The organism is Mesorhizobium sp. L103C105A0 (assembly GCF_000502215.1).
Classification (GTDB): Bacteria; Pseudomonadota; Alphaproteobacteria; order Rhizobiales; family Rhizobiaceae; genus Mesorhizobium.
Genome location: NZ_AYXF01000004.1, coordinates 263,347 through 276,797, shown reverse-complemented (window position 1 = coordinate 276,797; position 13,451 = coordinate 263,347). Strand labels below are relative to the sequence as shown.

Here is a 13,451-nt window from a genome sequence, read left to right as displayed (position 1 = left end):
CCCTACAGCAACCCCGCCAGTTGGGCCGCGCTGCGCAGGTTCTGCCGCGGCCGCGGCCCGAGCTGCTGGATCACCAGCCCGGCTGCCAGCGAGCCGAGATCACCGCAATCCTGCAGGCTGCGTCCGGTCGTGTAGCCGTAGAGGAAGCCGGCGGCGTAGAGGTCGCCGGCGCCGGTGGTGTCGACCAGTTCGCGGATCGTCGTCGCCTGAATGGTGACGGTCTCGTCGCCGCGCACGATCACTGAGCCTTTTTCGGAGCGGGTGACGGCGGCAATCTTGCAGTCTTTGCGGATAGCCGCCAGCGCCTCGTCGAAGGATTTTGTCTGGTAGAGCGACTTGATCTCGTGGCTGTTGGCAAAGACGATGTCGACANAGCGCCTCGTCGAAGGATTTTGTCTGGTAGAGCGACTTGATCTCGTGGCTGTTGGCAAAGACGATGTCGACAGTGCCCGAGCGCATCAGCTCGAGGAACTCGTCCCGGTAGCGGTCGACGCAGAACGAATCCGACAACGTCATCGACACTTCGCGCCCGGCCTCGTGTGCGAGCTTCGCCGTCTGCCGGATCGCCTCCTTGGCGCGCGGCGGATCCCACAGATAGCCCTCGAAATAGGTAACCTTGGCGCCGGATGCCTTGTCGGCCTCGACGTCTTCCGGGCCGAGTTCGACGCAGGCGCCGAGATAGGTGTTCATCGAACGCTCGCCATCGGGGGTGACGAATATCATCGAGCGCGCCGTCGGCGGCTGTCCCTCAAGCGGCCTAGTGTCGAAGGCAACGCCCTGGGCATGGATGTCATGGGCGTAGATCTCGCCGAGCGGGTCGTTCGATACCTTGCCGAAGAATGCGGCGCGGCCGCCGAAGCTGGCGACGCCCGCCGCCGTGTTGCCGGCGCTGCCGCCCGAGGCCTCGATCGCCGGCCCCATGCGGCTGTAGAGCAGCTCGGCGCGCTTGGTGTCGATGAGGTTCATCGCACCCTTGATGATGCCGTTGGTCTCGAGAAAAGCGTCGTCGCACTGGGCGATGATGTCGACAATGGCATTGCCGATGCAAAGCACGTCAAAATCCGGCATCAATGTCTCCGCCTCGGAACCTGCCGGCTTTCTGCCGCGCCCGGGCGGGTCTACAGCATCACCCCGAAAAATGGCAACCGATTTCCATCCTTTGCCGGCCCAAGCCGGCGCGCGCGCCTGGGACGAGGCTCCATCACAGTTCGACCGTGGCCGAAGCATCTGACCGCCGGGTCGCCTACAAGCTTGGCCTCAAATCAAGCGCTGGAAGCACCCGCATGCAAGCAAAGACCGACATGACCACCGAACTGGCGCTGCTTGGCGTGCTGGCCGCCCTGTGGGGCGCGTCCTATACCTTCATCAAGATCGGTGTCGAGACGATCCCGCCGATATCCTTCATCGCTGCCCGCACCTTGATTGCCGGCGCCATCCTGCTCGCGCTGATCCGCTGGCGCGGCCTCGCCATGCCCAAGGACAGCGCGACCTTGTGGCGGTTCATGGTCCAGGCCTGCCTCAACAGCGTCGTGCCGTTCACGCTGATCGCCGCCGCCGAGCGCTCCATCGACGCCGGTCTGGCCACCATTCTCAACGCGACCTCGCCGATCTTCACCTTCCTGCTGACCGCGCTTATCACCCGCCATGAATCCGTGACCGCACGCAAGCTGTTCGGTGTCGGTGCCGGCATTGCCGGCATTTGCCTGATCGTCGGCACCCAGGCGCTTGGCGGGCTCGGCCATCAATTGTGGGCGCAGCTTGCCGTCATTGCCGCCACGGTCTGCTATGCCGGCGCCGCCATTTTCGGCCGCAGCTTTAGGGGACTCGACCCGATGCTGCCGGCCGCCGGCTCGATGCTGTGCGGCGCGGTCATCCTCGTCCCCTTGAGCCTGGCCTTCGACCGCCCGTGGACGCTGTCGCCTTCAATGGCGTCGATACTGGCCTTGTTGGCATTGTCGGTGTTCTCCACGGCGCTGGCCTTCTGCATCTTTTTCCGCCTCATCCACACGCTTGGTTCGGTCGGCACGACGTCGCAGGCCTATCTGCGCGTGCCGATCGGCGTCGGCATCGGCGTCCTGTTCCTCGGTGAAAGCGTTGGGCCGACAGCTTTCTGGGGCATGGGCTGCGTCGTCGCCGGCGTTGCGGCAATGACCATCCCCGCCCGCTCCCGGGCGCTGGCGCGCTAGATCATGATGAGATTTGGTTGAAATCTCATCATGATCTAGCCCTTTGTTGGAGCATGATCTTTTCCAAAAACCGGTACCCACTTTTTGGGATCATGCTCTAGTTCCCGTCCGGAATTGCGCCCGCTCCAGCAGGCTTGCGGCTGACAGGGTCTCCGCCTATGTCGGAGATATCCGTTTGTTCCTGGGGGTGGAAACGCCGTGATCTCCAACGCTGCCCGCGCCGCCTTCAGCCGGCTGTTTTCTCCCGAATTCCGCGCGGTTTTCCTGAAGACGCTGGGCTTGACCGTCCTGGCGCTGGTCGCCTTGTGGTTCGTGTTGACCGGGCTTGTCGATTGGCTGGCCCTGCCATGGGTTCACTCCTTGCTGCCCGGCCTGCCGTCCTGGGCCGGATGGCTGAGCGGCATCATCGCTGCCATCGCGCTTGCCTTCGGGATGGCGCTGCTGATCGCGCCGGTGACGGCAATCGTGGCGGGCCTGTTTCTCGACGACATCGCCGAAGTGGTCGAGCGCACCGACTATCCGGCCGATCCCGTCGGACGCGCCATGCCGGCGCTGCGCTCGCTCGTGTTGTCGGTGAAATTCTTCGGCGTCGTCATCCTGGGCAACATCGTCGCCTTGCTCCTTCTGTTGGTTCCAGGCGTCAACATCGCCGCCTTCTTCATCGTCAACGGCTATCTGCTCGGACGTGAATTCTTCGAATTCGCCGCCATGCGCTTCCGCCCGGAAGATGAGGCGAGGGCGTTGCGCCGGAAATATGCCGGCACCGTCTTTCTGGCCGGGCTGCTCATCGCTGCCTTCCTCGCCGTGCCCCTGCTCAACCTGCTGACGCCGCTCTTTGCCGCCGCCATGATGGTGCATCTGCACAAGGCGGTCGGCGCGCGGGAGAGCGCCGGGCGATAGGCCTATCAACGCAGAAGAAAACCGCGTCCCAATTCGTCATCCGGCTCGACGGTGAATTCCGTCCGGCCCGAATAGTAGGCGCGGCCGCCGACGCGGGCGATGATCGCATCATGCGGGCCGGCCATGGTCGTGCGCGCCACCGCTCCGGAAAAGCGCGAGCCGGCGATGCTTTCGAAGGACCGCTCCTGACCAGGGTTGATCTCACCCTTGGCATGCATTGCCGCCAGCCGCGCGGTGACGCCGGAGCCGGTCGGCGAGCGGTCGACCTCGGCATCGGCAAAGACGCAGATGTTTTTCGTTGCCTCGCTGGAGAATGCATCGTGTCCATCGGTGAGGATGGTGCCGTAGAGGAAAGCGAGATCGGCATGGTCGGGATGCGATAGAGGGAACGCCGCCTTCAGCCGCTCGGTCAGCGCGGTTGCCGCGTCGACGAAATCGCGCACCCGGCTGCGGCCGAACTCCAGGCCGAATTGATGGCAGCCGGCCAGCGCGTAGAAGGCGCCGCCATAGGCGATGTCGAACGCAATCTTGCCGTATCCCCCCAATTCGATTTGTTGGTCATGGGCAAACAGAAAGGCCGGCACGCTTTCGAACGACACGGATCCCGCTTTGCCGTCCTTGACCTCCACCGAAGCGACGACCATGCCGCACGGCGCCTCGATATTGACGGTGGTGATTGGCTCCTGCTTGACCACCAGCCCTTCGTCGACGGCGTAGCGGCCAAGCGCAATGATGGCGTGGCCGCACATCGTCGAATAGCCCTCGTTGTGCATGAACAGCACGGCCAGCTCGGCGCCGGGCAGGTCGGGCTCCACCAGCAGCGCGCCATACATGTCGTAGTGGCCGCGCGGCTCGAAGATCAGCAGCTTGCGCAAATGGTCGAGGTGGTCGCGCACATAGGCGCGCTTTTCCAGGATCGTGCCTTTGGGAATGTCTGGATAGCCGTCGGTGACGATCCTGAGCGGCTCGCCGCCGGTGTGCATGTCGACGACGGTGAGCGTCATGCGCCGGGACCCCTACCCTGAGGATTTGGAAAACAGCGCCTGCAATTTGCCGAACGGCATGGCGGCCCGGGTGAAGCCGAACGTGCCGTCCTGCTGGATCTCGCGCGCTGCGGTTTCCAGCATGCCGAAGGCGAAATTGGTCAGCCACGGACCGAGCGAGATGCGCTTGACCCCGGCCATGGCAAGGTCGGCGATGGTGAAGGCCGACAGTGCCATGACGTTGACCGGCCTGCTCACCGCCGAGCAGACGTCCCGGATGGTCTCGACATCTTTGAGGCCGGGCGCATAGAGCACATCGGCGCCGGCCTTTTCGAAGGCCTGCAGCCGCTTGATCGTGTCGTCGAGATCCGGTTTGCCCCAAAGGAAATTCTCGGCCCGTGCGGTGAAGACGAAATCATGCTTGAGCGCCCGTGCGGCTTCAGCAGCAGCTGCAACGCGCTCGACGGCGTGTGAAAACTCATAGATGGGCTTGTCGGGATCGCCGGTATGGTCCTCGATCGAGCAGCCGGCGAGACCTGCCGCTTCGGCCGCAAAAACCGTCTCGGCGGCACTCGTCGCGCTGTCGCCCTTGCCTTTTTCGAGATCGGCCGACACCGGCAGGCTGGTTGCCGCCGTCAGCTCGCGGCAATGGTGGATCATCGCCTCGAAGGTCACTGCGCCATCGGGCAGGCCGCGCGAGAAGGCAAAACCGGCGCTGGTCGTCGCCAGCGCCTTGAAGCCGAAGGAGGCCAGGAGCTTGGTCGTGCCGACATCCCAGGGGTTGGGCATGACGAAGGTCGAGGCGTGCAGGTCGCGAAAGATCTTGCCCTTGTCCATGAGTGCTCCCTTCAGATGCGGAAATGCCGGCGGATTCTATCGTGCAGAAATGCACCGGGCAAACGAATGCGGTTGGCTCAGAAGCGTTTGGCGTTCTCTCCTGCCAGTCTGTCCAGCGCATCGGAATCCTTGACATAGTGCAACGTCTTCTTGTCCCAATGATAGGTGACGGAAATTGCATGGGCTTCTGGCTTGGGCGGCTGGTCGTCGCAGCTCTCGCCGTTGAGCACCGTGGCGTCGGTCACTATCACTTTGACCGCGGCATAAGGCTGCCCGTCAGCGATCGTCTGGAAAGCAACGTCCTGCTTGCGGCTGTAGGCGCACAGGTTCTCATCGAAGGTGAAGATCATGTCGATCAGTTGGAATTTGTCGTCGCGCACCATGATCAGCGGCGTGATCGCGTAGTTTTGGCTTGAATTGAAATGCGCGCTCATGGTGATCACGATGTCGTCGTTCGGCCCAACGGAAAGCTTGCCCGGTTCACGGAAATAGGTGCCGCGGTCGAGCGCGACATTGACGGCGTCGAGCAGCTTCGGCTTGTCTGTGATGTCGTAGAGCGCCAGCACGGCATAGCCTTCGGCGCTGTCGGGAGAGTCGCCGAGGTCGTAGAGCATCGCCAGCCGGTCCTTGCCCCCGGCCTTGATGGCGAGCACGCCGGCGTTGGAGAGGCCCGATGTCTCAGGCGGCGAACCGCCGCCATCCGGTCCCTCGATGTGGCGCATCTCGATCGGCAATCCACCCCGGTAGAAACCGTTGCTGTCACCTGCGAGGCCGGGAATGACCATCCTTGCGAGGTCCAGATAGGTCACATCCATGTGGCCGGGGATGGCGCTGCCGAATTCCGGGAAGCTGACGGCTTGCGCGCCGGCTGCGGTCCAAAGCCACGGCAGCAGCACAAGCGCTAGAGCAATTTCAGGAAAAGTGTGTGCGGTTTTCCGGCCGGAAATTGCAACAAAACAAAAAGATAGAGCGGTTCGCCGTTTCCATGAAACGGTGAAACGCTTTAGGATGGAGCGAAGCAGGTTCGTTGGCATGGGCGCCTCAGGCTGGCCGCGCGGAACCTAACACAGCTTCAGTGGATCGGCACCAGCCCGGCAAGTTCGCGCATGTCGTCGAACAGGACGCCGCCGGCGCTGGCCAGGCCATCGCGGTCGGAATAGGGATCGCCATGATAGGCATAGACACGCATGCCGGCGGCAATGCCGGCCTGCGTGCCGGCAACGCTGTCCTCGATGACGATGCAGTCGGCCGGCGCAAAACCCATGGTCTTTGCCGCATGCAGGAACAGGTCCGGGAACGGCTTGCCGCGGCTGACCATGGTCGAAGAGAACATGGCATGCTCGAACAGCGGCAGCAGCCCGGTCTGGCCGAGCGTGATGTGCATCTTCGAGATACGCGCAGAAGTGGCGACGCAATAGGGAATGCCGGCCGCGCGAACCGCCTCGATGAAGTCGCGCACATAGGGGATCGCCTCGACGCCATGCGCAAACAGATCGGGCAGGCCGGCATTNAACCGCCTCGATGAAGTCGCGCACATAGGGGATCGCCTCGACGCCATGCGCAAACAGATCGGGCAGGCCGGCATTCCAGCGATCGACGAAATCGGCGCCGAGCCGCACCGTGGTCGTCTCTTCGATTTCCTTCTGCACCGAAGCCATGCTGCGGCCGGAAAAATATTTGCGGCAATATTCGAATGTGGTGGGATAACCGGCGGCAACAAACCACTCGGCAAGCCGCCGGTTGGCAAGGTTCTCGGTGTCGACCAGGATTCCGTCGCAGTCGAAGATGACCAGTTTCGGTATGCTCATTCAGGCGGTGCCGGTCGATCCGAACCCGCCCGCGCCGCGCGTCGTGGCGCCGGCCAGCGAGCGCTCCTCAACCGTCACCTGCGTCACCGCGGCAAAGACGATCTGGGCAATGCGCATGCCGCGCGTCACCGCGAAATCCTCGTCGCCGAGGTTGACCAGCAGCACCTTAACCTCGCCGCGATAGTCGCTGTCGACCGTGCCTGGTGAATTGAGGACGGTCAGCCCATGCTTGAAGGCAAGGCCGGAGCGCGGCCGCACCTGGCCTTCCATTCCTTCGGGAATTTCCAGGATCAGACCGGTCGGCACCAAGGCGCGCTTGCCAGGCAGGATCAGCAGCGGCCGGTCTTCCGGCACCGCGGCGCGCAGATCCATGCCGGCGGCGCCGGTGCTTTCGTAAGCGGGAAGGGGAAGTCCATCGCCATGCGGCAACCTGACGAAGCCGACGGTTGGACCGATGACGGAGGAATTTTGGAGGGCTGCGCGCATAAAATCGATCCTATCGGCGCGAACGGCGATTCGGTCAACTCGTCCGCAGGCCTATCAACGGCTTTCTTTCGGGCGTCAGTGTGACCTAGCGCAATTCCACCGGAACGACCGTCGTCTCCTTGATCTCCTCCATGACGAAGGAGGCCGAAACGTCCGACAGCGCCACCTTGGCGATCAGCCGCTGATAGAGCCGGTCATAGGCCTTCATGTCAGCGACGCGGGCGCGCAGCACGTAGTCGAGATCGCCGGACATGCGATAGACTCCGGTGATCTCGGGAAAACCGGTCACCGCCGCCCGAAACTTCTGCAGCCAGTCCGGGTCATGATTGGACGTGCGGATCAGGATGAACACCGAAAGCCCGAGCCCGAGCTTGTCGGCATCGACCAGCGCCACCCGCCCGGTGATGACGCCGTCCTCTTCCAGCCGCTTGACCCGGCGCCAGCAGGCGTTGCGCGACAGCGACACTTTTTCGGAGAGCTGATCGATCGACAGTGTGCCGTCGCGTTGCAGCTCGGCCAGCAATCTTCGGTCGATTTCATCAAATTCAAGCGCCATGTTGGGATGAATGTCCCGAACCACGGCGTTAGACAAGGACAAATTGAGACCGATGAACCTTTACCCCGTGGCAGGATACCCACATCGGGGCTTATCCCGGCAGGAGGGATCACCATGACGACGCTGTTTTCGAAGCTGTTCACCTCTCACCCGGCCAAGGTGGGCGAGACCTATTTCAGCCATATGGCCTTTGCCGCCTGGTTCTGCTCGCGCCTCCTGATGGCCGCTGGTGCGGCACTCGTTCACGCTTTCTTGCCGTTTCTCTTCGAAACTACGGCAAGCCGAATCGTTCGCGAACTCTATGAACGGACGCACAACAGAGGCTCGCACGCGGTCAAGGAGCCCCAGGCTCTCTTGGATCGCGCCTAGGATTGGTTAGAAGCGATGTGCCGATGGGCGGCCTATCTGGGTGAAGCGGTCTTCCTCGAAGACGTCGTCACCGCGCCTTGCCACTCGCTGATTGCCCAGAGCCATTGCGCCCAGGAAGCCAAGTCGCCGACCAATGGCGACGGTTTCGGCCTTGCCTGGTATGGCGACCGGCCCGAGCCCGGCCTCTACCGCGACATCCTGCCGGCCTGGTCGGATCCCAATCTGAAAAGCCTGTGCCGGCAGATCAAATCCGGCCTGTTCCTCGCCCATGTCAGAGCGTCGACCGGCGGCGCCACCAGCCGCATGAACTGCCATCCCTTCATCTCCGGCAGCTGGTCGTTCATGCACAACGGCCAGATCGGCGGCTTCGAAAAGATCCGCCGCGCGCTGGAGAACTCGCTCTCTGACGCCGTCTTCGACCAGCGCGAGGGCACCACCGATTCCGAATTGTTTTTCCTGCTGATGATCGACGAGGGTCTTGCTGGCGACCCGCAAGGGGCAGTATCGCGCGCCACCGCTCGGGTTCTGGAGGCGTCACGCCACGCCGGTCTCGAACCGGCCTTGAAACTCACTGCGGCCCTTTCGGATGGGCGCGCGCTCTATGCCGTGCGCTACGCAAGCGATGCCCACGCACCGACCCTGTACACGTCGCTCCGCAACGGCGGTCGTTGCATCGTGTCCGAACCCTTCGACCGCGAAGGCGGCGACTGGCAGGCGATCCCGCCGGCGAGTTTTGCCACGATCACTGGCGATGGGATGAGCATTCGGCCGTTCGTGCCGGCTGTGGCAAGGCTGGCACTGGTCGTCTAGGCCCTAGTCTAAGCCGCATTCCTTCGCGCCCCCCTCTGTCCTGCCGGACATCTCCCCCACGAGGGGGGAGATTGGAGGTCACGGCGGCCTTCGCCAATTTTCAACGCAGGAAAAGGGGCGCCGAAGCCAAAGCTGCCAATCTTCCCCCAAAGTGGGGGAGATGTCCGGCAGGACAGAGGGGGGCGCCGTAGAGCGCCAACCTCTACCGACCGGCAAGCGCAATTTTGATCAAGCGCCGATGATCTCCGAATGCTGAACTTGGTTTTAAACCGCGATACGTTTGGCAGCAGCCGGAGCAATCATGGACCTCGCCTTTTCCTCGACCATCGATCTCGCCGCCGCAATCGCGGCGCGAAAGATCTCCGCCGTCGAAGCTCTGGACGCCCATCTGACCCAAATCGACCGACACAGCGAGGCGGTCAACGCGGTCGTCAATCTCGACCTCGAAGGCGCCCGCGAGCGCGCGAAACAAGCCGACGCGGTGCAGGCGCGCGGCGATGCGCTCGGACCGCTGCATGGCGTGCCTTTCACGTTGAAGGACATGCACCAAACCGCTGATATGAAGACCACGGTTGGTTTCGCACCATTCGCCGACTATGTGGCAAAGGCAGACAGCCCGGTCGTCGCCCGATTGAAAGCCGCAGGCGGCATCCTGATTGGAAAGACCAATGTCGCGACGATGCTGGGCGACTGGCAATCGGACAATCCGCTGTTCGGTCGCACCAGCAATCCGTGGAACCGATCGCGCACGTCAGGCGGGTCCAGCGGTGGCGCAGCGGCAGCGGTGGCGACCGGCATGACGCCGTTCGATGTCGGCACCGACATGCAGGATTCGATCCGCCTGCCGTCGGCTTTTTGCGGCGTCTACGGGTTGAAACCGACCGAGCACCGCGTGTCCCTGGCCGGCGCCTTCCCCGATCCGAACGGCGCGGCGCGTAGCGTGCGGCTGATGTCCTGCCTCGGCCCGCTGGCGCGCAGCGTGGAGGATCTTGCGCTGATCTACAAAATCATCGCCGGCCCGGACGGAGCAGACACCGACCTCGCGCCGGTGCCCGTAGAGGCCATGCCCAGGCTCGACCTCAAGACATTGCGCATCGCCGTCGCGCCGTCCTTCCCCGGCTTTCCGGTGGCTGGTAAAATCGCTGCCGCGGTCGAAAGCCTGGCCAAGCGGTTGCAATCAGCAGGGGTGATTGTGGAAGAAGCGAACTTGCCTGAGATCGATCTGCATGACGATCTGGAGCAGGGCGGCGATCTGATCGGCATGATGCTGGAGGCAGCGCAGCCCGAACCGCCGGAGCAGCCAACGCCGATCACCAATTGGTTCGAGGCGCTCGCTCGCCGCGACCGCTCGATCCTGGCCTGGGACAGGTTCTTCGAAACCTGCGATGCCTTGCTGTGCCCGGTCGCCATGACCACGGCCTTCGCGCATTGTGAGCCCGGCACGCCGATCGAAGTCGACGGCAAGGAGCAAAGCTATTGGATGCTACCGGCCTATGGCGCGGTCTTCAATTATTCCGGCCATCCGGCACTCTCGCTGCCCTGCGGGCAAGACCGCGACGGCCTGCCTATCGGCCTGCAACTGGTCGGCAAGCGCTGGTCGGAATCGCGGCTGCTCGGCATCGCCAAGGCGATCGAAGCGCTGACCGGCGGCTTCAAGCGTCCGCCGGGCTACTGAGCAAACCGACCCAACCCATAAGGCGTCAGCAGCGGATCACGCTCGCCGTCGAGAATTTCGCGCGTGGCGAACAGCCCGACCGCGGGCGCCAGCGTTATGCCGGAATGCATGACGGCGACATAGAGACCTTCCGTGCCCTCGGCGCGGCCGATGATCGGAAAGCCGTCGATCGGCGTCGGCCGGTAGCCAACCGTGTGGAAATCGAATTCCAATTCGTCGGCGCCGCGCAAAGCCGCCTTCATTGCTGCAAACAGCTCGCGCGCCGTGGCGTCGGGATTCTCACCGGGATCGCTCCCCGCGAAATCCGAGCCGGCGATGATGCGGCCCTCCGCCGTCTGGCGCATATGCAGCTTTTCGGCATGCACCAGCCCGTTGAGGAGCTTCTTGTAGGGCTGCGAGTGGACGATCAGACCGGGCGGCGTCTCGATTGGCAGCTTGATGCCGGCGGTAGCGGCAATATCGGGCGCCCCGACACCGGCTGCGATCACCACCTCTTCGGCTGGCATCAGCCCATGCGATGTATCGACACCGGCAATCCTGCCATCGGTCTGGACAAGTGCGGTTACAGAACTGGAGAGAACGCGCGCACCTTGCCGTTCTGCGTGGGCCAGCAGCGCCTTGGCCGCTGCGACCGGTTCGGCCACGCCTTCCTCCGCGACATAGACAGCGAATTCCGGCGGCTCGACGAGATTGGGCTCGATTTGCGCTGCCCGCCCGGCGTCGACGCGTTCGATGCCGTAACCCCAGCAAGCGTGCTCAGCCGCGTAGGCTTCGAGCCTGTCGGCCGGCAGATCCCAGCACAGCCCGCCGCACCAGGCGAGCGGCAGGCCGGGCAGCTCGTTTGCCAGCCGCTTCCATTCGGCCATCGCACGGATGCGCAGCCGGAAATAGATTTCGGGATTGCCCCAGCTGGCGTTGATCCAGGCAAAGGAGTTTGGCGTGGCGACGCCGCCGGCACCACTATCGGAAATCACAGTCACCCGCGCCCCGGCCTTGGTCAGGTGCCAGGCTATGGACGCCCCGATAATGCCGGCGCCAATGACGATGACTTCTTTAGCGCTGCTCATACCGGACCTCTCAGAATGGGCTCCTCTGATGCCACCGTAACGATTCAAGCTCAAGTGTGGTCGGCCTGCCGGCCCGAAACTGTCGACAGGCCAGCAATGCGCTGCTAGAAGCCCGCGCCACAGACAGGATTCCAGAAATTGGCTGAAGACATCGAACAGGCGGTATCGCGCCGCCGCACTTTCGCGATCATCGCCCACCCCGACGCCGGAAAGACGACGCTCACCGAAAAGCTGCTGCTGTTCGGCGGCGCCATCCAGCTTGCCGGCGAGGTCAAGGCCAAGAAGGATCGCATCCAGACCCGGTCCGACTGGATGAAGATCGAGCGCGAGCGCGGCATTTCGGTCGTCACCTCGGTGATGACCTTCGAATATGAGGACAATGTCTTCAACCTGCTCGATACGCCCGGCCACGAGGATTTTGCCGACGACACCTACCGCACCCTGTCGGCGGTCGATAGCGCCGTCATGGTCATCGACGCCGCCAAGGGTATCGAGCCGCGCACGCTGAAACTGTTCGAAGTCTGCCGGCTGCGCGACATCCCGATCATCACCTTCATCAACAAGATGGACCGCGAAAGCCGCGACCCGTTCGAAATTCTCGACGAGATCGAGCAGAAGTTGGCGCTGGACACTGCCCCCATCACCTGGCCGATCGGCCGCGGCAAGACTTTTGCCGGCACCTACCACCTGGCGCTCAACGCTGTGCGCAGGGGCGATGCCGAGAAAGACCGCACGCCGGTCAACGGCCCCGACTCCAACCGCGTCGCCGGCCTGCTGCCGGAAAACGAGCGCGAGGCCTTCATCGAGGAGCTGGAGCTCGCGCGCGAAGCTTGCCGCCCGCTCGACATCGACGCCTTCCGCGAAGGCCATCTGACACCGGTCTATTTCGGCTCGGCGCTGCGCAATTACGGCGTGCGCGACCTGATCGAGGCGCTCGGCGCCTTCGGCCCGCCGCCGCGTGCGCAGGACGCAGACACCCGCAAGGTCGAGGCGACGGAGGAGAAGATGACGTCCTTCGTGTTCAAGATCCAGGCCAATATGGACCCCAACCATCGCGACCGCATCGCCTTCGTGCGCGTCTGTTCGGGCAAGCTCGAGCGCGGCATGAAGGCCAAGCTGGTGCGCACCGGCAAGCCGATGAGCCTGTCGGCGCCGCAGTTCTTCTTTGCCCGCACCCGCGTCACCGCCGACGAAGCGTTTGCCGGCGATGTCGTCGGCATTCCCAACCACGGCACGCTGCGTATCGGCGATACGCTGACCGAAGGCGAGGACATACTGTTCCGCGGCGTACCCAACTTCGCGCCGGAAATCCTGCGCCGTGTGCGCCTCGGCGACGCGATGAAGGCGAAAAAACTCAAGGAAGCGCTGCACCAGATGGCCGAGGAAGGCGTCGTGCAGCTGTTTTCGCCGGAAGACGGCTCGCCGGCCATCGTCGGCGTTGTCGGCGCGCTGCAGCTCGACGTCTTGAAGGAAAGGCTGAATTTCGAATACACGCTGCCGGTCGAATTCGAAATGTCGCGCTTCTCGGTCTGCCGCTGGATCTCTGCCGACGACAAGGCCGAAACGCTTCGCTTCATTGAGGCGCATCGCGGCGACATCGCCCGCGATCTCGACAACGACCCGGTGTTTCTGGCCCAGAACGCCTTCTCGCTGAACTACGAAGCCGAACGCTGGAGGGCGATCCGCTTCGCCACCATCAAGGACTACCAGGTCCGCGACAAGGCGGCGTAAGGCGCCCCTTTTCCTTCTGCCCGCTTACGCGGAGAAGGTGCCC

General features: G+C 63.5%; 12 protein-coding genes and 2 pseudogenes. 6 read left to right on the top strand and 8 right to left on the bottom strand.

What is annotated here, in order from left to right; genetic code table 11:
* Positions 1–2 precede the first annotated feature (2 nt).
* Positions 3–1,068, bottom strand: a pseudogene (locus tag X727_RS01000000164740) (adenosine kinase).
* A 215-nt stretch (positions 1,069–1,283) separates the two neighbouring features.
* Between X727_RS01000000164740 and X727_RS149825 the strand changes: the two are divergent.
* Together X727_RS149825 and X727_RS149830 are read left to right on the top strand one after the other, a co-directional pair.
* Positions 1,284–2,186 carry an EamA family transporter gene (locus tag X727_RS149825; protein ID WP_023834358.1) on the top strand — a complete coding sequence of 301 codons (903 nt, stop codon included), beginning with the start codon at positions 1,284–1,286 and terminating at the stop codon, positions 2,184–2,186.
* 198 nt (positions 2,187–2,384) lie between these two features.
* The gene (locus X727_RS149830) at positions 2,385–3,086 is read left to right on the top strand and encodes a sulfate transporter family protein (RefSeq protein WP_023672874.1); all 702 of its coding nucleotides are present in this window, start codon (positions 2,385–2,387) and stop codon (positions 3,084–3,086) included.
* 5 nt (positions 3,087–3,091) lie between these two features.
* Here the strand turns inward: X727_RS149830 and X727_RS149835 are convergent, their stop codons facing one another.
* The 6 genes and pseudogenes from X727_RS149835 to X727_RS149855 all read right to left on the bottom strand — a co-directional run bounded on the left by X727_RS149835 (position 3,092) and on the right by X727_RS149855 (position 7,756).
* Positions 3,092–4,090, bottom strand: a complete 999-nt coding sequence (locus X727_RS149835; RefSeq protein ID WP_023834357.1) for a proline racemase family protein — start codon at positions 4,088–4,090, stop codon at positions 3,092–3,094.
* A gap of 12 nt (positions 4,091–4,102) precedes the next feature.
* Entirely contained in the window at positions 4,103–4,906 is an 804-nt protein-coding gene (locus X727_RS149840; protein ID WP_023834356.1) for an oxaloacetate decarboxylase, read from the bottom strand.
* A gap of 77 nt (positions 4,907–4,983) precedes the next feature.
* Positions 4,984–5,802: a hypothetical protein gene (locus X727_RS149845; RefSeq protein ID WP_245274168.1), complete on the bottom strand. Its 819-nt coding sequence runs from the start codon at positions 5,800–5,802 to the stop codon at positions 4,984–4,986.
* Positions 5,803–5,978: 176 nt separating this feature from the next.
* Positions 5,979–6,714: pseudogene (locus tag X727_RS01000000164735) on the bottom strand (HAD family phosphatase).
* Positions 6,715–7,200, bottom strand: coding sequence for a dUTP diphosphatase (gene dut, locus X727_RS149850; protein ID WP_023834354.1), 486 nt, complete (start codon positions 7,198–7,200; stop codon positions 6,715–6,717).
* An 85-nt stretch (positions 7,201–7,285) separates the two neighbouring features.
* Entirely contained in the window at positions 7,286–7,756 is a 471-nt protein-coding gene (locus tag X727_RS149855; protein WP_023834353.1) for an Lrp/AsnC family transcriptional regulator, read from the bottom strand.
* A 114-nt stretch (positions 7,757–7,870) separates the two neighbouring features.
* Here X727_RS149855 and X727_RS149860 point away from each other — a divergent pair, with 114 nt between their 5' ends.
* The 3 genes from X727_RS149860 to X727_RS149870 all read left to right on the top strand — a co-directional run bounded on the left by X727_RS149860 (position 7,871) and on the right by X727_RS149870 (position 10,610).
* Positions 7,871–8,125, top strand: a complete 255-nt coding sequence (locus tag X727_RS149860; RefSeq protein ID WP_023685117.1) for a DUF6356 family protein — start codon at positions 7,871–7,873, stop codon at positions 8,123–8,125.
* Between the two features lie 15 nt (positions 8,126–8,140).
* Positions 8,141–8,935: a class II glutamine amidotransferase gene (locus X727_RS149865; RefSeq protein WP_023834352.1), complete on the top strand. Its 795-nt coding sequence runs from the start codon at positions 8,141–8,143 to the stop codon at positions 8,933–8,935.
* 301 nt (positions 8,936–9,236) lie between these two features.
* The gene (locus tag X727_RS149870; RefSeq protein ID WP_023834351.1) at positions 9,237–10,610 is read left to right on the top strand and encodes an amidase; all 1,374 of its coding nucleotides are present in this window, start codon (positions 9,237–9,239) and stop codon (positions 10,608–10,610) included.
* Here the strand turns inward: X727_RS149870 and X727_RS149875 are convergent.
* Positions 10,604–11,677: an FAD-binding oxidoreductase gene (locus tag X727_RS149875; protein WP_023672884.1), complete on the bottom strand. Its 1,074-nt coding sequence runs from the start codon at positions 11,675–11,677 to the stop codon at positions 10,604–10,606. The genes X727_RS149870 and X727_RS149875 overlap by 7 nt on opposite strands.
* A 138-nt stretch (positions 11,678–11,815) precedes the next feature.
* Between X727_RS149875 and X727_RS149880 the strand changes: the two genes are divergently transcribed.
* Positions 11,816–13,408 carry a peptide chain release factor 3 gene (locus tag X727_RS149880; RefSeq protein WP_023834350.1) on the top strand — a complete coding sequence of 531 codons (1,593 nt, stop codon included), beginning with the start codon at positions 11,816–11,818 and terminating at the stop codon, positions 13,406–13,408.
* Positions 13,409–13,451 lie beyond the last annotated feature (43 nt).